This is a genomic window from Streptococcus australis ATCC 700641 (assembly GCF_000186465.1).
In the GTDB taxonomy this organism is placed as follows: Bacteria; Bacillota; Bacilli; order Lactobacillales; family Streptococcaceae; genus Streptococcus; species Streptococcus australis.
In genome coordinates this window covers 863299-886848 of sequence record NZ_GL636091.1, presented here as the reverse complement: position 1 = coordinate 886848, position 23550 = coordinate 863299, and the positions used below count along the sequence as shown (strand labels likewise).

The 23550-nt window shown below is 43.4% G+C and carries 16 protein-coding genes and 2 pseudogenes; 2 read left to right on the top strand and 16 right to left on the bottom strand.

What is annotated here, in order from left to right; translation table 11 throughout:
- Nucleotides 1–19 precede the first annotated feature (19 nt).
- From HMPREF9421_RS04050 to HMPREF9421_RS04005, 10 genes and pseudogenes are all read right to left on the bottom strand, one after another.
- Nucleotides 20–930 (bottom strand): annotated as a pseudogene (locus HMPREF9421_RS04050) (DMT family transporter).
- 111 nt (nt 931–1041) lie between these two features.
- Nucleotides 1042–4740 (bottom strand): pullulanase, encoded by a 3699-nt coding sequence (locus HMPREF9421_RS04045; RefSeq protein WP_006597174.1) that lies wholly within the window; start codon nt 4738–4740, stop codon nt 1042–1044.
- Nucleotides 4741–4896: 156 nt separating this feature from the next.
- Entirely contained in the window at nt 4897–5937 is a 1041-nt protein-coding gene (locus tag HMPREF9421_RS04040; protein ID WP_006595713.1) for a 2,3-butanediol dehydrogenase, read from the bottom strand.
- Between the two features lie 110 nt (nt 5938–6047).
- Nucleotides 6048–6428, bottom strand: a pseudogene (locus tag HMPREF9421_RS10675) (hypothetical protein).
- Between the two features lie 98 nt (nt 6429–6526).
- Complete coding sequence (gatB, locus tag HMPREF9421_RS04030; protein WP_006595710.1) at nt 6527–7969, bottom strand: Asp-tRNA(Asn)/Glu-tRNA(Gln) amidotransferase subunit GatB; 1443 nt, start codon at nt 7967–7969, stop codon at nt 6527–6529.
- Entirely contained in the window at nt 7969–9435 is a 1467-nt protein-coding gene (gene gatA, locus HMPREF9421_RS04025; RefSeq protein WP_006595709.1) for an Asp-tRNA(Asn)/Glu-tRNA(Gln) amidotransferase subunit GatA, read from the bottom strand. Before gatA ends, gatB begins: the two co-directional genes overlap by 1 nt.
- A complete protein-coding gene (gene gatC, locus HMPREF9421_RS04020) occupies nt 9435–9737 on the bottom strand; it encodes an Asp-tRNA(Asn)/Glu-tRNA(Gln) amidotransferase subunit GatC (RefSeq protein WP_006595708.1) in 303 nt (100 codons plus the stop codon). Before gatC ends, gatA begins: the two co-directional genes overlap by 1 nt.
- 136 nt (nt 9738–9873) lie before the next feature.
- Nucleotides 9874–10443, bottom strand: a complete 570-nt coding sequence (locus HMPREF9421_RS04015) for a cysteine hydrolase family protein (RefSeq protein WP_006595707.1) — start codon at nt 10441–10443, stop codon at nt 9874–9876.
- Complete coding sequence (gene codY / locus HMPREF9421_RS04010) at nt 10443–11231, bottom strand: GTP-sensing pleiotropic transcriptional regulator CodY (protein ID WP_006595706.1); 789 nt, start codon at nt 11229–11231, stop codon at nt 10443–10445. The genes HMPREF9421_RS04015 and codY overlap by 1 nt, the downstream gene beginning before the upstream one ends.
- Nucleotides 11232–11413: 182 nt before the next feature.
- Nucleotides 11414–12628 (bottom strand): pyridoxal phosphate-dependent aminotransferase, encoded by a 1215-nt coding sequence (locus HMPREF9421_RS04005; protein ID WP_006595705.1) that lies wholly within the window; start codon nt 12626–12628, stop codon nt 11414–11416.
- A 214-nt stretch (nt 12629–12842) separates the two neighbouring features.
- On the opposite strand from HMPREF9421_RS04005, the gene HMPREF9421_RS04000 reads away from it, so the two are divergent.
- Nucleotides 12843–13295: a universal stress protein gene (locus tag HMPREF9421_RS04000; RefSeq protein WP_006595704.1), complete on the top strand. Its 453-nt coding sequence runs from the start codon at nt 12843–12845 to the stop codon at nt 13293–13295.
- A gap of 42 nt (nt 13296–13337) precedes the next feature.
- On the opposite strand, the gene HMPREF9421_RS03995 is transcribed toward HMPREF9421_RS04000, so the two are convergent.
- Nucleotides 13338–14750: a Cof-type HAD-IIB family hydrolase gene (locus HMPREF9421_RS03995; RefSeq protein ID WP_006595703.1), complete on the bottom strand. Its 1413-nt coding sequence runs from the start codon at nt 14748–14750 to the stop codon at nt 13338–13340.
- 64 nt (nt 14751–14814) lie between these two features.
- On the opposite strand from HMPREF9421_RS03995, the gene HMPREF9421_RS03990 reads away from it, so the two are divergent.
- On the top strand, nt 14815–15777 hold the full coding sequence (locus HMPREF9421_RS03990; RefSeq protein WP_006597164.1) for an asparaginase: 963 nt from the start codon (nt 14815–14817) through the stop codon (nt 15775–15777).
- 360 nt (nt 15778–16137) lie between these two features.
- Here HMPREF9421_RS03990 and recG read toward each other — a convergent pair whose 3' ends face one another.
- The 5 genes from recG to secA form a co-directional block, all read right to left on the bottom strand.
- A complete protein-coding gene (recG, locus tag HMPREF9421_RS03985; RefSeq protein ID WP_006595701.1) occupies nt 16138–18153 on the bottom strand; it encodes an ATP-dependent DNA helicase RecG in 2016 nt (671 codons plus the stop codon).
- 97 nt (nt 18154–18250) lie between these two features.
- Complete coding sequence (gene alr, locus HMPREF9421_RS03980) at nt 18251–19378, bottom strand: alanine racemase (RefSeq protein WP_006595700.1); 1128 nt, start codon at nt 19376–19378, stop codon at nt 18251–18253.
- On the bottom strand, nt 19368–19730 hold the full coding sequence (gene acpS / locus HMPREF9421_RS03975; protein ID WP_006595699.1) for a holo-ACP synthase: 363 nt from the start codon (nt 19728–19730) through the stop codon (nt 19368–19370). The genes alr and acpS overlap by 11 nt, the downstream gene beginning before the upstream one ends.
- A gap of 83 nt (nt 19731–19813) precedes the next feature.
- Nucleotides 19814–20845: a 3-deoxy-7-phosphoheptulonate synthase gene (locus tag HMPREF9421_RS03970; protein ID WP_006595698.1), complete on the bottom strand. Its 1032-nt coding sequence runs from the start codon at nt 20843–20845 to the stop codon at nt 19814–19816.
- A gap of 20 nt (nt 20846–20865) precedes the next feature.
- Entirely contained in the window at nt 20866–23385 is a 2520-nt protein-coding gene (secA, locus tag HMPREF9421_RS03965) for a preprotein translocase subunit SecA (protein WP_006595697.1), read from the bottom strand.
- Nucleotides 23386–23550: the final 165 nt, after the last annotated feature.

The window sequence follows — 23550 nt, the reverse complement described above, 5'->3', positions numbered from 1 at the left end:
CAACAGCCCAGCATCTTTTTTATAGAATTCCTTTTTCTTTTTGAATAATGAAGTCCTTTAGAGTGATCAAGAGGACCGCTAACAGAATCATGCCCATACCCAAGAAGTCAATAATAAAGAAATGCTCCTTCATAATGACAAAGGCAAAGAAAACTGCCGAAATAGGCTCAAAGGAAGCCAGCAAACTTCCTTTAACGGCTCCGACCAAAGAGGTGCCTTTCAGAAAGGCTGTATAGGCAAAAATCGTTCCAATAACCACCAAGCCAAAAAGGGCCATCCAGGTATCGAGTCTGTAGTTTCCAGAAGAAGAGAGAAGGCCACTAAAAGGGATCATTAGGATTCCTGGAATAGCCATCCCAACTCCAATAACCAACATACTTCCCCATTTTTGAATCAAGTTCAGAGGTAGAATGATATAAAGGGCATAGGCAAAGGCAGACACCACTCCCCAAGCCAAACCTTTTGGATTGATGGCCAGGTGGTTGAGCTGACCATGTGTTGCAATTAAGAATGTGCCTCCAATCGCTAAAAGCATCGAAACTACTTCCGCTAGTGTAGGGGCCACCCTATCCTTGACACAGGTATAGGCTAAAATTCCCACTGGACAGAGATACTGTAACACCGTAGCTGTCCCAGCATTTGTTTCAGCAATCGCCTCTAAATAAGTCAGCTGAGTCAGTAACAATCCTAAAAAGGAAAAAGTAAAAGGGGAATGTAGGAAGATTTATCATTGACAAAGGCTAAAGCCTTCTCCTTATCCGCTACGTAGGAAAATATAATAAGGACAATACCTGAAAAAAGTAGACGAAGATTTGTTAACCCGATAGCCGAAAATCCATGAGCCATTAAATATTGCCCGCTAACTCCGGATAGTCCCCAAGCAATCCCTGCTATTAAAGTGATCAAAGTCCCTTTTAGAGTTGTAGACATACTGCCTCCAAAAATATTATTTACATCCTCATTGTAACACAAAAACCAGCCCAAATGGGCTGATTTTATGCAGGATTTAAAAAGTATTTTTAAGGTCCTATCTAGAAGAGCTTAGTCTTCTTCTCTCCCTTTCTTAGCCATTCCTAACCCGAGACTTCCTAAGAGAAGAAGTCCAGCCAGACTGGTGAGGTTGGAGCTCGCTTCTCCTGTTTCAGGAAGCGCGCGAGCTGTACTTGCTTCTTCTCCATGTTCAACTGACTCGGAGTCATGATGAGGAGCCAAATCTTGAACCTCTGGCTCTTCGTTCTTTTGAGCAAGGAGTTGTGGCGTCGGTTTAGCAGTTTGCGAAGGAAGGACTTTCTCTGGAGATGGAGATACCGGTGTATGGTATTCAGGTCGATCCGGAAGTGCTGGATTTTCAGCTTCTTCCTTAGCAGACAAACGCAAAACAGTTGCAGTCAAAGCATCCAGTCGAAGTCCTCTTTCTGTCCAGCTAAGACCTTTTGGATCCGTTAAATTGATAACACCTGCGCGTTCCCCATCCACTAGAACATCTGCATTTCTAAAGCGTTCTAGGTCAGTTCCTAGAGCAAAGTCACGCGCCTTGGTATCTGCATTTACCAATACCAAGTATACTTCCCCATTGCTTGCAGTGATTTGGTAGCCAATCACCTGATCCTCTTCTTCCACACCATTCTCACCTGGAATCGTCAAGGGCTTGACACGACTCTTCACTTCATCCATATTATCCATCCGGAAGGCATCTGTCGACTTACGAAGGGCAATTAACCCTTTGGTGAAGGCCCGAGAGCGCGTATTCTCTGGATAGAGGTCTTCATTGGTTGCTTTTTCCCAATCAAAGTGGTTGATGGCATCACTTGAGTCATAGGAATCATGGATAAAGTAAGGGTAGTCGAATGGTTTTCCGTTTTCATCGACCAACAAATGAGATTTGTTTGGAATCTTGTCATCGGAAACAGGCGTGCGGTAAGCTGGATCCTTGAACTGCTTGGTCCGACCATATTCTTGACCAGAATGAAGGAAAGGTGTCCCTTGAGCTGTCAAGACAAGCAGATTTCCGAGACGCAAGCGACGATGGATCTCTGCATTATTTGCTGGAATGTTTGGATCCTTCTTGATAGACAGAGCGATAATATCAAAGAGGGTCAAGTTATCATGGGCTGCAATGTATTGGATAACATCACCTGGACTATCTGCCTCAAAGTTGGTTGGTTGTGCGATGAGATTCTTAAAGATAGTCGCAATTTTCCGTTTTCCATTGGTGATAAAGGCAGGTTGCCCCTCATTTGGATAGCCAGATTTTAGATTGTTTCGAACATCATCTGAGAATACTGCAACAGTATCTGTTTTCTTCATCCAAGATTGGTCAGCTGGTTGTACTGGGCTGTTTTCATCACCTGCATAGGTCACCCAGCCTTCTCCCAACATGATGAGATTTGGATTCAGAGCCCGGGCTGCCTTGTAGGCTTCTTCGATAGAGGCTGCATCATGGTCTCCCATCATGTCAAATCGGAAACCATCCACCTTATATGTATCCACTAAATACTTGATTGAATCAACCAAGACCCGTTTGGACATGTAGTGGGTTGTTCCCAAGCGTCCACCACCAAAGCTTGTCCGAGGCGTACCGTCCGCATCCATGAAATGATAGTAATTCGGCTCGATATACTCAAAGATATCCACATTAGCTGTGTGGTTATAGACAACGTCTAGTACCACTCCCATTCCACGTTTGTGGATTTCATTGACCAAATTCTTGAATTCTTCAATCCGTTTTTGAGGATTGCTTGGATCTGTTGAATACATCCCTGACAAGGCGAAGTAGTTCTGTGGATCATAGCCCCAGTTGTAGTTGCTATTGCTTGATGCATACTCTAACAAGCGCTCGCTATTTTTTAATTCATTGACATGGTAATAAGACAGAACTGGTAAGAGTTGAACGTGCGTTACACCAAGATCTTTGAGGTAATCCAATTTTTCAACAAAGGAAGCAAAGGTCCCAAACTGGCTCTTAAGCTCTGACGCCAAAGCCGGATCAGAAGTGAAGTCGCGGACATGGGCTTCATAGATGATGGCATCTTCCCTTTTCTTGAAGTTTGGAATGGACGCATAGGTTAAGTCACTCGGACCTAATTTACTTGGATCTACAAAGGCTGCTTTTGCTACCTTATGGACATCATCTGTCTTGGCCAATTCACTGTTCCAAGCGGCTAACGATTTGGCATAAGGATCAAGGACTGTGAAGGTTTTCCCTTGGCGTTCAATTTCATACTGGTAGAAATAGCCCGTATAATCTTGGATATCCAGTCCTGAATCAGCAGAAAGGGTCTGCTTCCAAGTACCTCTCTCCCCTTTTTCTAAAGCCACACGACCAACTAGTTTTTCAGAATCATTCTTATCATAGACGACAACGGATACTTTATCCGCACTTGGTGACCAGAGGGTAAGATCCACTTTTTTCCCAGCTTCATGAAGATGAGCTCCGAGAGTTCCATCATAGCTATAAGCTTCATCCTTGAGGCGCCAGTTCATTTTGGTTGTGAAGCGATCATTGTCGTATTGAACCGTATAGGATTGATCAACCTGAGAGAAATCCCCTGTATAGGTTACTTTCTTCCCTGCTTCATCTAGAAGAAGGTCCGAGATGGTGACAGGATTTCCCTGAGCATCTGTGATCTTGGTCCGCTTGAGCAACTCCTCTTTCTGTGCTCCTGCCAAGGTCGAGAAGCTGGCTTCAATCTTTTCCTTACCAACATGCTGGGCACCTGTCATACGGATATCGTTGACATAGTATGGGTTAGTATAAACGGTCGGATCATCGTCCCGTAAGAAAATCTGGCTGTGGTTCTTCAAATCAGCAAATTTATAATCTTCTTGTCGAATCTTCACATCGTCTCCAGACTTGCTTTCATCCAATAATAAGAAACCAAATTCTTTTGCAGCTTCCTTTAGGGGGATATCGATGTAACGACCGTATTTCCCTGTCGCTACAAAATCTGTCCCATCCGGCCAAGCAGCACTGCTCGGATTTTCTACATCTCCCCAATACCAGAGAGATTTTTTGTCATAGTTGCCATCTGTCCGGTAATAATTCACTCTGACAGTCCCCTCTGCTTGAGGCTGATAAGAATAGACCTTAAATTTGTCGTCCAACCAAGCTTCATTCATTTTTGGAGAGAGCAATTCAATGGACTTGTCGCCTGTGATATTGTCCCCTTTAACATTGTTGATAAGGAAGCTAATCTTCTTAGCCTGGTCATTTTTGAGCTTGACATCTAGATAATAGCCGTAGTCATCCGTCTTAGCGTCCTTAAAGGATTGGGCACCTGTCGGCCAGTTTTCCGATGGTTTTTCAACATCATCCCAGGTCCAGAGACCATGCGTTTCCTTGTTTTCTTCTGGTAGCTTTTTCACGTGAATCCGGATAGTCTGATCAGCAATCGGCTCTTCTGCCTTCTCAGCCTTAGGGGATACCACCTCTTCAGTGAGTGCGCTTACATTTTCGGGCGATGTGACACTTTCATCCGCCACTTTTGGGGTTTCACTTGTCTCAGTGGTCGTAGCTGGTTTCGCATCAGATGAAGAACTAACCTCTTCATTAGAAGGGGCTGTCACCACTTCTGAGGCTTGTGCAGGGGTGTTGATCCCTTCATCCGCACTGACCGGACCAGCAAAGGCTGTTAATAAAGCCAAGCTCGTCGCAATCGCCACCGAACCAACGCCATTTTTCAATCGACGAATCGCATAGACGACTTGTTTATCGCCTGTCACAGAAGGTTTCTGTTTCATATCTGTCTCCTTAAAATAATCAGTGTTCAACCAGTATAGCATGTAAAAATTATTTATGCAAGCGTTTTCGTAATTTATACTATCTTTTTATATTGTTCTCTCTCATTAAAAAAAACCAGCCCATATGGACTGGTTTCATACTATAAGTTTGGTACATTACGGCTCAACTAAAATCTTGATTTGAGATTTATCTTGCGTCAATTCGATAAAGCCATCTTGAACAATATTTTCCAATTTGATTTTCTTGGTAACCAATTTTTCAGCAGAGAAGTAGCCTTGTTCCATTAATTCCAATACTTTAGGGAAGATGTGGCGATAAGCGATAATCCCTTTGAGGGTCTTTTCTTGAATAGCGAATTCATTTGGATTGATGCTCGCTTCACGTTCCCAAATGGATACGACCATACATTCACCAGCCTTATGAACAGCTGCCAAAGCTTGTCCAAGAACAACAGGAACCCCTGTTACTTCATAAGACACATCGACGCCACCACCTGTTAAACGATGGATCGCTTCAACGATTGATTCACCTTCTTCTGGACGAACCACAATGGCACCCAATTCTTCAGCCTTAGCTTGGCGTTCCGGAGACAATTCAACTGCATAAATTTTTGAAGCACCAGCCGCACGAAGGGCTTCCACAATCAAGAGACCGATTGGCCCCAAACCAAAGATAACGGCTGTATCCCCAGTTTTCAATGCAGATTGACGAACGGCATAAACAGCAACGGCAGCAGGTTCTGTAAGCGCTGCTTGTTCATAGCTCAAGCTATCTGGAATCACATGCACAAGATCACCATCAAGCACACAATACTTCGCAAAACCACCATCTGCCGCAAGGCCGACGAAGTTCAAGTTTGGATCAAGGTTGTAGTCACCGATTAGGTTATGTTTTGCCAAAATTGGTTCAATCGTCACGCGATCCCCAACTTTGACACGAGTCACATCGCTTCCAACCTCAACAATTTCTCCAGCAAACTCGTGACCGAGGGTAACGGGTGCTTTTTGACCAGAATAAACATGCTCTTCTGTTGGAATGAAGATTGGCCCATCCAAGTATTCATGCAAGTCTGTTCCACAGATTCCTGTGAATTTAACCGCAACCTTTACTTGATGAGGTTGTACTTTAGGGACTTCCACTTCCTCGATACGAACGTCCTTCTTGCCATGCCAGCGGGCAGCTTTCATTGTTTCCATGTGTTTCTCCTTTGTATTTCCATGAATTGCATTTCCCTTTCAGGAAACCCGACAACTATATTGTAAGCCTTTTCACAAACTTTGTCAAGAAGAAACAGATAGTTAATATCTTAATTATCGGTCCGAGATGACTCTAATTTCCAACCGACAATCCAGCCCAGAACAAGAAGATAATTTTCAAAAGCTCCAATTGCATTTACTGGCAAATGATAGTTGAGATAAGCAAATAAATGATTGGTCCCAATCCCAAGCCCACCAATGATCAAGGCCAATAGTACTGTTCGAAGATAGAACCAATCATATTTGAGATTGACAGCAATGAGAATCACAAGAACTGCCACATTCCAAATCCCAATCTCTCGCTGTCAACCGACAGAAACACCATATCCCGAATGACTTCCCATATAGGATGGAAAGAAGAGCTGAAAAATAATGGCTCCAGACATGGCGATGATAACTAGGACAAATAAGGCTCTTAAAAATTTGTTCATGTAACTTCTCCTAATGCTAGTTGATATGTAATGGTCTTTCCTATTCTAACACAATTTTATGGATAGAAAAAACCAACCTCTCGGCTAGTTTTTCTCTATTACTCTTCTTTCAACTTCGCCAATTCTTGGGCAAGTAACTTGAGGGCTACTTGTGGATTGGCTTGGCCTTTGGTTGCTTTCATAAGGAAGCCGGTGAAGGCCTTGTCCGCATTCCGCTTCCCGGACTTGAAGTCGGCTACGGCTGCTTCGTTGTCTACAAAGACTTGGTGGATGATAGGGATCAAGACTTCCGGATCTGAAATCTGTACCAATCCAGCTTTTTCGACGTAGTCACGAGCACCGCCACCGTTTTTCGCTAAGTGAACGAAGACTTTCTTAGCAATCTTAGATGAGATGGTTCCATCTTCGATGATGGCAATCATTTCGACCAAGTTTTCTGGTGTCAATTGGATTTCTTCCAGTGTTTTTCCTTCAGCATTCAAGAATTGTGCCACTTCACCTTGGAGCCAGTTTGACACTTGTTTGGCATCGCCTCCAAGGGCTACCGCTGCTTCAAAGAAGTCAGAAGTAACTTTCGTCGCTGTCAATTGGTTGGCATCATAGTCAGATAAGCCAAGCTCCGCCACGTAGCGAGCACGGCGATCTTTTGGAAACTCTGGCAACTCTGTACGCATTTCCTCGATCCACTCATCTGAGATTTCAAACAAGGGAAGGTCTGGTTCTGGGAAGTAACGGTAATCTGCCGCTCCTTCTTTGACACGCATTAGAATCGTGCTCTTGTTAGCTTCATCATAACGACGTGTTTCTTGACGAATGACCCCACCTGAGCGCAAGATTTTCGCTTGACGCTCCACTTCGTATTCAAGCCCCTTACGGACATTTGAGAAAGAGTTCAAGTTTTTCAACTCCGTCTTGGTACCAAATTCCTCTTGACCATATGGGCGAAGGGAAATGTTGGCATCGACCCGCATCGATCCTTCTTCCATCTTGACGTCTGAAATACCTGTGTATTGGATGACTTCTTTGAGAGCTGTCAAATAAGCATAAGCTTCTTCTGGAGAACGCATATCTGCTTCAGATACAATCTCAATCAGTGGTACCCCTTGACGGTTGAGGTCTACATAAGAGAAGCCGTCTGTACCATGCGTGTTCTTACCAGCATCTTCTTCCAAGTGGGCCCGTTCAATCCCGATTTTCTTAGTTGAGCCGTCTTCTAGTTGCACTTCAATCCACCCATTGTAACCGATAGGCTCATCAAATTGCGAAATTTGGTAAGCTTTTGGATTATCAGGGTAGAAATAGTTCTTACGGTCAAAGTGCATGTGCTGGTGGATATCCATATTTAAGGCCAAGGCAGCCTTGATTCCAGCGTCCACAACACCCTTGTTCAAGACAGGAAGTACCCCTGGGAAAGACCAGTCGATCACATTGGTATTGGCATTTTGCTCGTTCCCAAAGTGGGCAGAGGTTGGTGAGAAAATTTTTGAGTTTGTATTCAATTCAACGTGGACTTCAAGTCCGATGACTGTTTCAAAGTTCATTAATTGTCACCTCCGAAAATAAGGGGTTGTTGCTTGTGGTAATCCGTCGTTGCTTCAAAGGCAGCTGCGGCTTGGTAGATGGTCTCTTCCGAATACTTAGGACCAATCAACTGCAAACCAACTGGAAGACCTTGAGCAAATCCTGCAGGAATCGAAATCCCTGGAAGACCCGCCAAGTTAACTGGAATGGTCAACAAGTCCGCCAAGTACATGGCAACAGGATCATGGTTGAGCGAATCCAAATCAAAGGCCACGCTTGGAGCTGTAGGACCAAGGATGAGGTCGTAATCCGCAAAGACTTTTTCGAAGTCTTGGATAATAAGTGTCCGGACCTGACCAGCTTTCTTGTAGTAAGCATCGTAGTAACCAGATGACAAACTAAAAGTACCCAGCATGATACGGCGTTTGACTTCGTCACCAAAACCTTGGCTACGAGTGTTCACGTAGATATCATCCAAGTTCTTGGCATCTTCCGCACGGAAACCATAACGAATCCCGTCAAAACGTTGCAAGTTTGAAGAAGCTTCAGATGAAGCGATGATGTAGTAGACAGCAACCCCGTATTTAGAATGAGGCAGGCTGACTTCTTCGACAGTTGCTCCCAATTTTTCAAAGTGCTTAGCAGCGTTGAGGATGGTTTCTTTGACTTCTGGGTCAATCCCTTCCCCAAGGTATTCTTTCGGAAGGGCAATCTTCATGCCTTTGATATCTTGACCGATCTTAGAAGTAAAGTCTGCTACGCGGACGGGCGCTGAAGTTGAATCTTTGACATCTTCACTGGCAATGACATTGAGCAAGAGGGCATTTTCCTTAACGGTTGGTGCAAAAGGACCAATTTGGTCGAGTGAGCTACCAAAGGCAATGAGACCGAAACGAGAAACTGTTCCATAAGTTGGTTTGAGACCGACGATTCCGTTGAAGGCAGCCGGTTGACGGATAGAACCACCGGTATCTGAACCAAGGGACAAACGGACTTGTCCTGAAGCTACAGCAGCTGCTGAACCACTAGAAGATCCACCGGGCACTTTGCTGTGATCCCAAGCATTCTTGGTTGGCCCATAGTAAGAAGTCTCACCAGATCCACCCATGGCAAATTCATCCATGTTGGTCTTACCAACGACAATCATACCTTTAGATTTGGCGTTAGCAACCGCTGTCGCATCAAAGATAGGTTCGTAGTTGTAAAGCATTTTTGAAGCTGCAGTTGTCAAGATGCCATCTGTTGAGATATTGTCTTTGACGGCGAGTGGAATCCCTGATAAGAGGTTATCTGCATCGATCCCTTTTTCATCAATGACCTTAGCTTGCGCAAGAGCTACTTCTTCTGCCACCGTTACAAAGGCATTGACGGCTTCTTCACGCGCCTTGATATCATCAAGCGTCGCTTGGGTCAATTCGGTTGCTGAAATTTCCTTAGAGACAAGGAGGTCGTGCAACTCTTCAATGGTTTTATGGTTGAATGACATTAGGCATCTCCTCCATCTTCTAGGATAGCTGGCACCTTGATGTAGTAGTTATCTTTTTCAGGTACATTTTTAAACAAACGGTCGCGGTCAGTGCCTTTTTCAGCGACATCCGGACGCAATACGGTCTTACGATCCGCCATGGTTGTTGTTGGGGCCACATCGGTTGTGTCCACTTCTTCCAACAATTCCACCATATCAACAATCTTCGATAAGGTTGTCGCAAACTCAGCTGTCTCTTCTGGAGAGAATTTCAATTTTGAAAGATTGGCAACGTGGGTTACCTCTTCTTGCGTAATTTTCATCTTGCTTCCTTTCGTGAAATGATGATTTTTCAATACCCTCTATTTTACCATATTTTTAGTATTTATGCGGTAGTTTGGCAAGAAAATAGAGTCCGAGGAATGGGAGGCACTAGGCCTTTCTCCTCGAACTCTAATCTTACAATTCTTCTAATTGTTCATTCACCAGTTTTGCTCCTAAAACATGTTTGAAATGATTTAAAGCAAACTGGTGATTTTCAGGAGTAAGCGACGCCACTGCAGGCGCTACCACTTCAATCTGATAGCCCAGATTATAGGCATCCACTGCTGTATGGAGGACACAAATGTCCGTTAAGACTCCCGTTAAAATAACGGTATCTACGCCACGTTCCCGGAGGCGGATATCCAAGTCCGTTCCTGAAAAAGCAGAATAATGACGCTTGTCCATCCAAAAGACGCGTGGATCCGCTTTGTGCTCCCGATAAAAATCAGCTAAGGGACCGTACAAATCCCGTCCACTAGTCCCAATAATATTATGGGGTGGGAAGAGCTTGCTTTCTGGATGAAAGGGGTCGTCTATATCATGTGCATCAATAGCAAAAAAGACATAGGCTCCTTGATCAAAGGTTAATTGGGTCACCTGGGCAATGCTCTCAGAAATAGCTTGGGCGGGAGCTCCTGCCGTTAGCTTACCTTCATCCGCTACAAAATCAACGGTGTAGTCAATCGAAATTAATGCTTTGCTCATTAGTAGTCTCTTTTCTTAATTTCTTCAAAAATATCTGGGATCAAAACTTTGAGATAAGTTCCCTTCATCCCGAGTGAACGACTTTCAATAATACCAGCTGATTCCAATTTCCGAAGCGCATTGACAATCACAGAGCGGGTAATACCGATTCGATCCGCAATCACAGAGGCAGTTAACTGTCCTTCATTCCCCTTCAATTCCCCAAGGATGGCAGAAACCGCCCGCAGTTCAGAGTAAGATAAGGTATTAACAGCCATATTGACCGCTGTCCGGCGACGAATGTTTTTCTCGTCTTCCTCTCGTTGGAAGTTCAACATTTGAATCCCAACAACGGTACTAGCAATCTCAACCAAAATCAAATCATCATCCGCAAATTCCTTATCATTGCGCCAAATAATCAAAGACCCCAAACGAATCCCAGATACATGGATGGGAGCAATGGTCGTCAAGCCTTCTGGAAAATCAGACTTTGTCTCTACTGGAAAGATACTTAAATCGTGATCTACATCTAAATTCGCCTCTGTATCATAGACTAAACTGGCCGCTTTCGCATAATCTTCAGGTAATTTTTTATTGTCAAAAAAAGCCTCAACCCGGTCATTATTGGTTTTATAGCGCATGAAATAACCTAGAAGAGTTCCCTTGCTATTAATAATACAAGCGTTACAATGAATGATATCAGCCAGTTGACGGGCAATTGCATTATAAGGCATTTCATCTTGCAACTGTTCTTCAGAACGCTTCAAGATAGACGTAATTTTTCTTGTTTTTTCTAATAATTTAGCCATAATAAACCTCGCATATAGTCAGCTAAAGTATATCATATAAGAGGGGGAATTTCAATCGAATTATCTGAAAATTATTTATTTTTTCTACAATTATATGCAATTCAGAAAAATTAGCCTTACGTAACAAAATATTCGCTGGATCCATTCAAAAAAGAAACCGCCTATTAGCGATTTCTCTTCTATTATCGTTTGTATTGTTTTAAGAAACGGGTCATCTTCTCTTGAATTTGAGCCAATTCTTCCACTCGTGGAAGGTAAACAATCCGGAAATGATCTGGCTCTTTCCAGTTGAATCCACGTCCGTGAACCAAGAGAACCTTTTCTTGTTTTAAGAAATTCAAGACAAACTGCTCATCATCATCCACTCGGTACATTTCGCGATCAATCTTAGGGAAGATATAGAGACCAGCTTTTGGTTTGACAGCTGAAAGTCCTGGAATATCATTGATGGCCTTGTAGATAAAGTTCCGTTGTTCGTAAATTCGACCACCTGGGAGCAAGAGCTCATCCACTGACTGGTAGCCTCCCAAAGAAGTCTGTACCACTTGTTGGGCCAAGACGTTTGAACACAGGCGCATATTAGAAAGCATGTTCAAACCTTCGATATAGCCCTTCACGTGGTGTTTTGGTCCAGACAAGACCATCCAGCCGACACGGAAGCCCGCGATGCGGTGTGATTTGGACAAACCGTTCATGCTGACACAGAATAAATCTGGCGCGAGACTAGCAATGGCTGTGTGTTTGGCACCATCCATGACCAAGCGATCATAGATTTCATCTGCAAAGATAATCAAGCCATGTTGGCGAGCAATCTCGACAATTTCCAACAACACCTCATCTGGATAAAGCGCTCCGGTCGGGTTGTTAGGGTTGATCACGACGATAGCCTTAGTGTTCGATGTGATTTTTGACTTGATATCATCAATATCAGGAAACCACTCAGCCTCTTCATCACAGACATAATGCACTGCATTACCACCTGCTAGGCTGACCGCTGCTGTCCAAAGAGGATAGTCTGGCATTGGTACAAGTACTTCATCCCCATTATCCAGCAAGCCTTGCATAGACATCACAATTAGCTCACTAACACCATTTCCGATATAGATATCATCAATCTCAACATTCGGAATCTTTTTCAATTGGCTATACTGCATAATGGCCTTACGAGCAGAAAAAATTCCTTTTGAATCCGAATACCCTTCACTATCCCGAGCATTCATAATCAAATCATGAATGACTTCGTCGGGAGCTGTAAACCCAAATTCAGCCGGATTTCCTGTATTTAAGCGAAGGATTTTCTCCCCGTTTGCCCGCATGCGCATCGCTTCTTCTAAGACTGGACCACGAATATCGTAAGCGACGTGCTCCAGTTTGACGGACTTATTGTATTCTTTCATGATTTTTTCCTCACTTTATCAAACTGCTTCCATTATACCACTAGTTAATCTCGAGTACAACTAAGCAACCTCTTTCATTCTCGATGAAATCCTATAGATATCTGATTTGACCTTTACTTTCTATGGTAAAAGGTTTAAAATATAATTATAGGTAACATAAATGGGTTCATCCATTTCATTTTCACGTTTTTCAAGCAGTAAAGGAGGACGGAACATGTCTCAAAAATACGAAAACATCATGGTTGCAGTTGATGGATCTCGCGAAGCTGAACTCGCTTTTGAGAAAGGGGTCAATGTTGCGTTGCGAAACGGTTCTAAACTTACCCTTGCTCATGTCGTTGATACACGTGCTTTACAAAGTGTCTCTAGCTTTGATGCCGAGGTGTATGAAGGATTCCAAACAGAAGCCAATGAACTATTAGAAGGGTATATCAAGCGTGCAAAAGAAGCTGGCGTCCAAGATATTGCTTCGGTGGTTGAAATGGGAAATCCAAAAGTTCTCTTAGCAACTGATATCCCAGAAGCAGAAGGTGTTGACCTCATCATGGTTGGGGCGACTGGTCTAAATGCTTTTGAACGTTTACTAGTTGGTTCTTCTTCTGAATATATCCTCCGCCATGCCAAAGTCGATTTGTTAGTGGTTCGTGAGTCAGAAAAGACCTTATAAACTTTATAAAAAACAAAAAGGTGTGAAGGAAAATGAATTTCCTCACACCTTTTTAGTTTCTTCAGATTCTACTATTTTTTCAGAGCAATGTTTTTGATAAGCTTTGATTTGCCGTTCCAGCTCTTTTTGAATGGCTGGCTCAGGTGCATACTTTTCTTCCCAGTCGTCTGGTTTTAAAATTTTATGCGTGACTTCATCAAAGTGTGCCTGACCATCTGGGAAAATTTTCCCCATATTGGCGCGGTGAACAATCTCAAAGACCTCTTCAGGATCAACCCCCATTAGAACAAAACTACCATAAGTCAGATACAGCGTATCAATCAAGGCATCAACCTGCCCCACCACGGAGATCTCAGCTGGATGCTTGCTACGAACCTTATTAGCTGCCTCATCTAGGGCTTGATGCAAGCTTTCAATTGAACGATCAAAGGTTGCTTCGTCTTTGCTAGCCGCGCGGATAAATTCAACCAGTTCTTCCTGCTTAAACATGGTTCGGTAAAGAGCCTCTTGATTGTCCCAGGCCTTTGGTTCTTCCTGGGTTTGACCATCCATGAGTTGATGAAAGGCTTTGACCTTATTAAAGTGGTCATCGCGACTAACAAAAAGTGACTGATCCGTGATAATACCAAAATGTTCCAGCGCTTTTTGGATCCCATCTTTGGTATTACTGGTCGTCGTATGCTGAGCTACTTCTTTAACCTTGCTTGTCCCATTCCCCATCGCAATCGACAGACCGACACCCGAAAGCATCTCTAAGTCATTATCCGAATCTCCAAAGGCCATAACTTGGTCCATCGAGAAGCCAAATTCTTCTCCTACAATCCGAATCCCCTCCATTTTTGAGTTACCAGGGTTGATAACATCTGCCGCAAAGGGACTGGAACGCGTAAATTTTAAATCAGGAAAAGCTTGCTCAACTTTTTGAGTATCTTTAGGACTAGCTAATAAGAGAACCTGATAAACTGGTCCTTGAGCAATTTGTTGCAGTTGCTTTTGGTCCTGAGGAACAACCTTGCTGACCACTTTGTTGAAGCCTTGACTAACTGCCTTCGAAAAGCCTTTTGGTACAAATCGTGCAGACCATAGAGAAATCGGACTCAGACCAAAACTCATAATGCGCGAACCTTCAACTCCATCTTCTGTTCCTAAGGCGATTTCGATGCGATGATTCTTTGCATAGTCAATCAAGTCATGCAGATTCTTCTTATCAATTGGAGAAGCAGATAAGACCTTGTCCTTGGTGAAAATATACTGACCATTATAGGTGACCGCAAAATCAAAGTCATAACGCTCGATAAAAGGACGGACAAAGAAGGGTCCTCTCCCTGTTGCCAAACCAACAAAAATTCCTTGTTCCTTTAAGGCGCGAATGGCTTTTTCGGTCGACTTTAAAACCATTCGACTATCGTTGACTAAGGTTCCGTCAATGTCAAAAAAGACCGCTTTTATTTCCATGATAACTGCTTTCTTTCCGTTTTATGATACAATAAATTATAACACACATTCTAAGGAGACACACATGATTAAGAAAATTTTGGCCCTTCATACAGGAGGGACCATCTCCATGCAGGCGGATGCCACTGGAGCTGTCGTGACCAATTCATCCAACCCCATGAACCATATTGATTTGCCACTGGCAGGGATTGAGCTTACTTCAGAAGATTTTTTAAATTTACCTAGCCCTCATGTAACTCCTCAGCACATGTTGCAACTCTATCATAAGATTCAGAAAGAGGCTTCCCAGTATGATGGAATTGTCATCACCCACGGCACCGATACTCTTGAAGAAACAGCCTACTTTCTAGATACCATGGACTTGCCAATTATTTCGGTAGTCCTGACAGGAGCCATGAGGAGCTCCAACGAATTAGGGAGTGATGGCGTCTATAACTATCTGACTGCCATCCGGGTCGCGGCAGATCCCAAATCACAAGACAAGGGTGTTTTGGTCGTGATGAATGACGAAGTCCATGCAGCCAAGTACGTGACCAAAACCCATACAACCAATGTCAGTACTTTTCAAACACCAACTCACGGTCCTCTAGGCTTGGTCATGAAAAAAGAAGTTCTCTATTTCAAAACAGCTGAACCTCGTGTTCGATTTGATTTGCAAGAGATTAAGGGAGTCGTCCCCATTGTTTCTGCCTATGCTGGCATGAAGACAGACCTTCTTGATATGCTCGATGTCCGACAAATGGATGGCTTAATTATCGAAGCTTTTGGTGCAGGAAATCTTCCTAGGGAGGTTGCGGAAAAACTATTTGTGTTTCAAGAGTCTGGCCTCCCCATTGCTTTAGTTTCTCGTTGCTTCAATGGGATTGCGGAACCAGTTTATGCCTACGACGGTGGCGGAGTTCAACTTCACGAGCACGGCATCTTCTTTGTCAAAGAGCTCAATGCCGCCAAGGCTCGGCTAAAACTCTTGATCGCAATCAATGCTGGCTTAAAAGATAAAGAATTAAGAGATTATATGGAAGGTTAAAATAAGAATAGAAGGCGTGAAGATTGATACATCCGCCTTTTGAATTTAAAAATAGCTTTGATGGACTGAGATAATGACTGACAAAATAAATTTCAACATGGTTCGCATAGCTAGGACCTCTTTTCTGTTTTTTACGATTATAGGTCCACAAACTTAAAAAAAGATAAAAAGAGAGTGGGACAGAAATCAGTAATTCGTTAGAATTCGATTTCGTCGTCCCACCTCCGCACAGTTGAGTAAGGCTGTAAAAGCTGATGAAATCAGCGTAGTAGAGCCCGCTCAACCACTGCAGCTTGCTCGACAATCCAAAGATAATTGAGAGGCCGGACTTTTGTCCTAGCCTCTTTTTCTTATCACTTCTTAATCCAGGTGTTCTTTCTGTTCCAAATGGAGAGACAGACAGTGCCAATCTGGATGCTCTCGCCAATTAGGAGTTGTCACCACTTGAACAGCTACCTTTCGCGCTTCCTCTAAAATCGGATAATCTTCAATGAGGTTGGCCACTTGAAATTCTGGTATACCTGATTGACGCGTTCCAAAGATTTCCCCAGAGCCTCGTAGCTTGAGGTCTTCTTCTGCCAAGACAAACCCATTGGTTGTTTCGGTCATGATTTTCATCCGACACTTACCTGATTCTGTTTTGGGATTGGCAACTAATACTGCGTAAGACTGCTTATCACCACGCCCTACCCGACCTCTCAGCTGGTGCAATTGGCTCAAACCAAAGCGGTCTGCATCCATGATAATCATGACGGTGGCATTGGGAACATTGACGCCGACCTCGATTACAGTTGTAGAAACTAGTAAGTCAATTTCTCCCTGCTTAAAGGCCTGCATAATGGCCTCTTTTTCTTCTCCCTTCATCTTACCATGAAGGAGAGCAATACGGGCTCGGTCTCCAAAATAAGCAATCAATTCTTCCTCTAAGGCAATAGCGTTTTTGAGGTCCAAGGCTTCAGATTCTTCAATCAAGGGAGAAATAACGTAGGCTTGGGAACCTTTTTCAATTTCTTTAACTAGCCAATCCAAGACTAAATTTAACTGTTGGTGCTTGACCCAGCGGGTGATAATCTCTTTTCGACCTGCTGGCATTTGGTCGATAATCGAAACATCCATATCTCCAAAAGCAGTGATTGCCAGGGTCCGGGGGATTGGGGTCGCTGTCATCATCAAGACATCCGGATTTTGGCCCTTTTCACGCAGGATCCGTCTTTGGGCCACACCAAAACGGTGCTGCTCATCAATAATGACCAAGCCTAAATCATGAAAATGAACCCCCTCCTGAATCAAGGCATGGGTTCCCACAACAAGGTCTACTTGCCCTGTCTGAATCAATTCCAACCGTTCTCGTCTCTCCGCAGCTTTTAGGCTTCCTGTCAAAAGAAGGATTCTAAGATTAGAAAAAAGAGAGGTCAAACTTTGTAAATGTTGCTCGGCCAAAATTTCTGTCGGTACCATCAAAGCTGCTTGCTTGCCAGCTGTCACAGCAGCATACATGGCTAATCCAGCAACGACGGTTTTTCCACTTCCAACATCCCCTTGCAAGAGACGATTCATGTGGTAAGGAGAACGCATATCTGCTAGAATTTCGCTCAGACTTTTCTCCTGGGCTTCTGTCAAAGCAAAGGGAAGACTAGCTTGAAGAGCTTTTAGCTTCTTCTCATCCCAATCCAGCACGATTCCCTGTCCGACGGAACGATTTTCTTCCTTCAAGACCTGCAGTTGCAATTGGAAAAAGAGCAGTTCTTCAAATTTTACTCGTCTCAGAGCCTGCTTGTATTCCTCAAGATCCTTTGGAAAATGCATGGCTCTGACTGCTTGTCTGCGAGAAAGCAGATGATACTTGTCCATTAAGATTTGGGGGAGATTTTCTTCCAATAGTTGATCCAATCCGGCTTCAAAAGCCGTTTTAATGACCTTTACCAGGGCAGACTGACTCACCCCTTGAGACAAGCGGTAGACCGGTTGGAGGTCATCTTCGACTTGCGCTAACAGTTTCATTCCTGTCAAGGCCCCCTTGGCTTTGTCCCATTTACCAAAGACAGCCACCGTTTGCCCCAGTTCAATCTTGTCCGCTAGATAGGGCTGGTTAAAGAAACTAACTGCTAGGACCAGCTCCCCTTGTTTAATAGTGAAGCGAAGACGGTTACGCTTGTAACCATAGTATTGGACATTGGCTGGAGTAGCGACAAGTCCAGAAACAACTGCTTTTTCTCCATCTTCCAGGTCTAAAACATTTTTTGATTTAAAATCTTCATACCGAAATGGGAAGTAAAGTAAGAGATCTTCAACCGTTTCGATACCCAATTTCTTGTATTTCTCTGCTGATTTTGGTCCAATTCCTGGTAGGACAGATAGTGATTGGTGTAAGTTCATTCATTCCTCCTAGATAAGAAAGGAGGCTGGGACATTCGTCTTCAACCTCTTTCATCTCGAACTTTTTATGAAAGGAAGCTAGGAAAAGACAAACAGCTTACTTCCCACTATCTTCCTTTGTTGGACGATAAACTCTTGGGACGCGATCGCTCAAGACACAAACAACCTCATAGTTGATCGTGCCTCTATAATCTGCTACGTCCGTTATCGTTATAGCTAAATCACCATCCACTCCGATCAATACTACCTTAGTCCCAATCGGGTAGGCCTTCGGTAGACGAATGGTGATTTGGTCCATGGATACGCGACCGACAATCGGGCAGAATTGCCCATCAACAAGGACATGAAAACCTTGCATATCTCTGGTCCAGCCATCTGCATAGCCAATCGGAATGGTCCCAATCCACTCTTCATCACTAGTCTGATAGGTCGCTCCATAGCCAACTGTCTGCCCCACTTCTAGTGGCTTGACATGCACCAATTCTGTTTCCAAACTCAAAGCAGGACGGATGTCATAGGGAAGTTCTAACTCTCTTCCACTTGGATTGAGGCCATACATGACATCGCCAAGTCGGACCGCATTAAATATGGTATCAGCATGCCATAAAGTTGTTGCTGAATTGCTAGCATGAACGATTTTCGGAGTAAAGGGCAAGAGCTCCAACAAGCACTTAAATCGTTGCAATTGGTTTTGAAAATGGCGGTCATCTTTCTCATCAGCTGTTGCAAAATGAGTAAAGATCCCTTCCACTTCTGCTCCATGGTCTCTTAATAAAATCATGGCTTCTTGCAAGTCTTCTGCTGAACGGAAACCAATTCGTCCCATTCCTGAATCCACTTTTATATGAACCTTCAACCCACTCAAATCAGTCTTTTTAGCTAACAAAGCTTTCAACCACTCGAGACTAGCCACTGTATAGCGAATTCCCTCTTTGATGGCGATCGCAACGTGTTCCACTGGTGCAACACCCAAAATTAAAATCGGCTTTTCACCTGCTACTTGGCGAACTTCCAAGGCTTCATCTAGGTTGGAGACACAAAAAGCATCTACTAGTGGCAATAAACGTTCTACCACTGGCACAACCCCATGGCCGTAGGCATTAGCCTTGACAACTGCAAAAGTCAAGGTCTCTTTCGGAATATGGGCTTGTATTTGTTGAACATTATAGGCAATAGCCTCTACATCCACATATGCTCGCGTTGGTCTATGTATACTAGCTTTCATTTCTTTCCTCCAAAATGACACTGGTCGAAACTAAATCGCCTGAGTGACTAATCGAAACCCAAATCTTTCCACTAAAAGGAGCTTTTGAAAAATAAGGAGCTCCTTTTTGATTGGTTAAAATTTCCAAATCCTGAAATCCTACTGGACCAATTCCTGTTCCCCAAGCCTTGGAAAAGGCTTCTTTGGCAGACCATCGACCTGCCAGGTATTCCATTTTCCGTTTTCCAGATAATTGGTCGAACCGTTCTCGTTCCGTCTCTGTCAATACCTTGGAAGCAAATCTCGGATGTCTCTGGTAGGCTTGTTCAATGGATTGGATCGATTCGATATCTATCCCATGTCCAACAATCATATCTTTTCCTCTTTAATGATTCTCTATCAGCCACTCTATTTAAGAAGGAAAGGGCTGAGAATGTTTTCTCCAGCCCTCTCCTCTTATTCAGCTACATACTGATAAATTTCTCGTACTAAGCTTTCTGTCTTTTCCCAACCCAAGCATGGGTCTGTGATCGATTGACCAAATACTTCTGGTTGATCTTGACGACCGTCCTCTAGATAAGATTCAATCATAAATCCACGGACTACATCATGGATAATTGGATTCCAGCTACGATTTGTAAGGGTTTCTCTGACAATGCGAATCTGCTCAGCAAATTTTTTCCCTGAATTATCATGATTGGTATCAACCAGGATAAATGGATGTTGCAATCCCAAGGCTTGGTAGCGATGCGCAGCTTCTAACAGATCTTCATAGTGGTAGTTTGGAATATTTTTCCCATTCGCATCTAAGGCCCCACGCAGAATAGCGTGTCCAAATGGATTTCCGCTTGTCTCCACAGAACGACCATTATAGAAGAAATGATGCCCATGCTGTGCAGCATAAATCGCATTAAACATGACAGACAGATTTCCAGATGTCGGATTTTTCAATCCAGTTGGGACTGAAATTCCACTCGCTACAAATCGATGGCCTTGATCTTCTACAGAACGTGCTCCAATAGCAACATAGGAAAGTAAATCCTCAACAAATGGGTAGGTCTCTGGATACAACAATTCGTCTGCTGTTGTCAATCCGGTTTCTGTAATCACTCGATGATGCAAGCGACGAACAGCCTTTAAACCAGCTACAAAACTTGGTTCTGAAGCAGTATCTGGCTGATGCATCATGCCTTTATAGCCATCTCCATTGGTCCGAGGTTTAGCAGTATATACCCGCATCACAATGAAGACCCGATCTTTGACTTCTTCTTGAAGGGCTGCAAGTCGACGAGCATATTCCATCACCGCTTCCTCATTATCTGATGAACACGGTCCCATCACAAGCAAGATCCGCTTGTCTTCCCCCTTTAAAATAGAGGCTAGTTCACGATCACGCGCTTCTTTGCGAGCCAAATGTTCCCCTTCTAAGCGGTAAAGAGAAGTCACCGTTGTTTCATCAATGATTGGGCTAGTAGCTGTAAAAGACATAGGCAAATCCTTTCATACGATTAGAGTTTTTTACCGTGACAGTTTTTAAATTTCTTACCAGATCCACATGGACAAATGTCATTGCGTTTGATTTGACTCAAATCAAGATCTTCTGGTAAATCAGTTTTTTGAGCGGCAATGTTGCGAGTCGCAGTCGTTGAAATACTGTGTTCTGTACGTGGACGCTCTTGTTCATGAATTTGAGCTTTCATCATCAAACGAGTCACATCAAACTCGATAGAACCAATCATATCGTTGAACATACGGAATCCTTCAGATTGGTATTCAACTACAGGATTGTTTTGTGCATAGCCACGAAGACCGACAGCATTACGCAATTGATCTAAAGCATCGATATGATCGGTCCATTTGCTATCCACAACACGAAGGATCAAGACCTTTTGGAATTCTCTGACTGCTTCTTCATCACGTAGTTTCGCTACTTGGTTTTCATAAACCTCTTCAGCGCGTTTATACAAGTAATCAATCACATCTTTATCCGATTTGCCTTCAATATCGCTCTCTGAAATCGTATCTTCAGGGACCAAATTGTATTTGGCAAAGTTCAGAATAGCTTCGATCCGTTCTTCCTTGCTTGAGTGGCTTGCTCCTTCAACGATCCGTTTAATGGTCCGTTTGATCATGGCCTTGATTTCTGGAGCTAAATCACGATCTGCTGTAATAACATCATAGCGTTGAGAGTAGATAATCTCGCGTTGTTCCCGCATAACATCATCATACTGAAGGACTTGCTTACGAGTGTCATAGTTGTTCCCTTCCACTCGTTTTTGAGCTGCTTCAACTTGGCGTGTAAACATGTTGGATCTGATGACAGATTCTTCTTCGCTTAGTTTGAAACGGTCTAGCAAGGCCTTGATGCGCTCTGAACCGAAACGACGCATCAACTCATCTTCAAGAGAAAGGTAGAATTGAGATTCACCTGGATCCCCTTGACGTCCAGAACGTCCACGCAACTGGTTATCAATACGACGGCTTTCATGACGCTCTGTACCAATGACACAAAGTCCACCGAGTTCACGAACTCCTTCGCCGAGCTTGATATCGGTACCACGTCCGGCCATGTTGGTCGCGATAGTAACGGCACCACGTTGACCAGCGTTCATGATGATTTGTGCTTCTTTGTAGTGGTTTTTCGCATTCAAGACTTCGTGAGGAACGCCTGCTTCGACCAAAAGGCGAGATAGGTAGTCACTGGTTTCAACAGCAACAGTACCCACCAAGACTGGTTGGCCTTTTTCATAGCGAGCCTTTACATCTTCTACTACAGCTTTAAACTTCGATTTCAAGCTTGGATAGAGAAGGTCTGGATGGTCAATACGTGCAATCGGACGGTTGGTTGGAATTGGAATGACGCGAATGTTGTAGATTTCACGGAATTCTTCTTCTTCTGTTTTACCAGTACCTGTCATCCCTGAAAGTTTCTTGTACATACGGAACAAGTTTTGGTAGGTAATAGAAGCTGATGTTTTGGTTTCTTCTTGAACCGGCACACCTTCTTTGGCCTCAATCGCTTGGTGCAAGCCGTCTGAATAACGACGACCTTCCATGGTCCGACCTGTAAATTGGTCGACGATCAAGATTTCTTGATCCTCACTGACCACATAGTCAATATCCAAAATCATGATGTAGTTGGCACGGAGAGCATTGTCAATGTAGTGCGTTAAAGCAACATTTTCAATGTCATACAAGTTTTCAAGCTTAAAGTAGCTTTCAGCCTTATCAATTCCAGAATCTGACAAACCAATCGTTTTTGAAGGGACATCAATAATGTAGTCTTCTTCTTCCAAAGATTTCACAAAGGCATCCGCCATGTGATAAAGTTGGCTAGTTTCTGTAGAAGTCTGACCTGAAACAATCAATGGAGTACGGGCTTCATCTATTAAGATGGAGTCTACCTCATCGACCAATGCGTAGTTCAAAGGACGTTGTACCATGTTTTCGGCACGAACAACCATGTTATCACGCAAGTAGTCGAAACCGATTTCCGCGTTGGTTGAATAGGTGATATCACAGGCGTAAGCTTCTTGTTTTTCAGAAGGTGATTTTGCAGCTAGGTTGATCCCAACTGAAAGACCTAGCCATGAGTACAATTCCCCCATCTCTGTCGCGTCACGTTCTGTCAAGTATTCGTTGACAGTAACAACGTGAACTCCTTTACCAGATAGGGCATTCAAATACACCGGCATGGTCGCGGTCAAGGTTTTCCCTTCCCCTGTACGCATTTCTGGAACGTCACCATGGTGAAGAACAATTCCCCCCATGACCTGTACTTTATAAGGGAACAAGCCCAAGACACGTTTAGCACCTTCACGAACTACTGCGAAAGCTTCATAGAGGAGATCATCCAATGATTCACCATCTTGGTAGCGTTGCTTGAACTCTTCTGTTTTCGCTTTCAGTTCATCATCTGACAAGGCAGCCATTTGATCTTCATACGAGAAGACCTTATCTGCCATCTTTTCCAATCGTCTTAATTCACCTTTATCATTTTCGATAATTGTTTTTAATAAATTAGCCATTAGTTTCCTTACTTTTCAAATTTCTTAAATTTTAAACGTTCTTTTTATTATAGCACACTGTAGCTTATCCATCAAGAAATTCCATTGATTAGAAGATGGTTTCTCCCTCTTTTTCTCTTATCAATTTCACCTCCCAACCATCCATTAGAAAATTCCTAAAAACAA

Excerpts from the sequence above, each read along its gene's own strand:
- HMPREF9421_RS04005 (WP_006595705.1), bottom strand. The coding sequence starts at position 12,628 with ATGAAAGAATACAATAAGTCCGTCAAACTGGAGCACGTCGCTTACGAT.
- alr (WP_006595700.1), bottom strand. The coding sequence starts at position 19,378 with ATGAAAGCTAGTATACATAGACCAACGCGAGCATATGTGGATGTAGAG.
- gatA (WP_006595709.1), bottom strand. The coding sequence starts at position 9,435 with ATGTCATTCAACCATAAAACCATTGAAGAGTTGCACGACCTCCTTGTC.
- HMPREF9421_RS03995 (WP_006595703.1), bottom strand. The coding sequence starts at position 14,750 with ATGGAAATAAAAGCGGTCTTTTTTGACATTGACGGAACCTTAGTCAAC.
- secA (WP_006595697.1), bottom strand. The coding sequence starts at position 23,385 with ATGGCTAATTTATTAAAAACAATTATCGAAAATGATAAAGGTGAATTA.
- HMPREF9421_RS04015 (WP_006595707.1), bottom strand. The coding sequence starts at position 10,443 with ATGAGCAAAGCATTAATTTCGATTGACTACACCGTTGATTTTGTAGCG.
- codY (WP_006595706.1), bottom strand. The coding sequence starts at position 11,231 with ATGGCTAAATTATTAGAAAAAACAAGAAAAATTACGTCTATCTTGAAG.
- HMPREF9421_RS04045 (WP_006597174.1), bottom strand. The coding sequence starts at position 4,740 with ATGAAACAGAAACCTTCTGTGACAGGCGATAAACAAGTCGTCTATGCG.
- HMPREF9421_RS03970 (WP_006595698.1), bottom strand. The coding sequence starts at position 20,845 with ATGTCTTTTACAGCTACTAGCCCAATCATTGATGAAACAACGGTGACT.
- HMPREF9421_RS04000 (WP_006595704.1), top strand. The coding sequence starts at position 12,843 with ATGTCTCAAAAATACGAAAACATCATGGTTGCAGTTGATGGATCTCGC.
- gatB (WP_006595710.1), bottom strand. The coding sequence starts at position 7,969 with ATGAACTTTGAAACAGTCATCGGACTTGAAGTCCACGTTGAATTGAAT.
- recG (WP_006595701.1), bottom strand. The coding sequence starts at position 18,153 with ATGAACTTACACCAATCACTATCTGTCCTACCAGGAATTGGACCAAAA.
- HMPREF9421_RS03990 (WP_006597164.1), top strand. The coding sequence starts at position 14,815 with ATGATTAAGAAAATTTTGGCCCTTCATACAGGAGGGACCATCTCCATG.
- acpS (WP_006595699.1), bottom strand. The coding sequence starts at position 19,730 with ATGATTGTTGGACATGGGATAGATATCGAATCGATCCAATCCATTGAA.
- HMPREF9421_RS04040 (WP_006595713.1), bottom strand. The coding sequence starts at position 5,937 with ATGGAAACAATGAAAGCTGCCCGCTGGCATGGCAAGAAGGACGTTCGT.
- gatC (WP_006595708.1), bottom strand. The coding sequence starts at position 9,737 with ATGAAAATTACGCAAGAAGAGGTAACCCACGTTGCCAATCTTTCAAAA.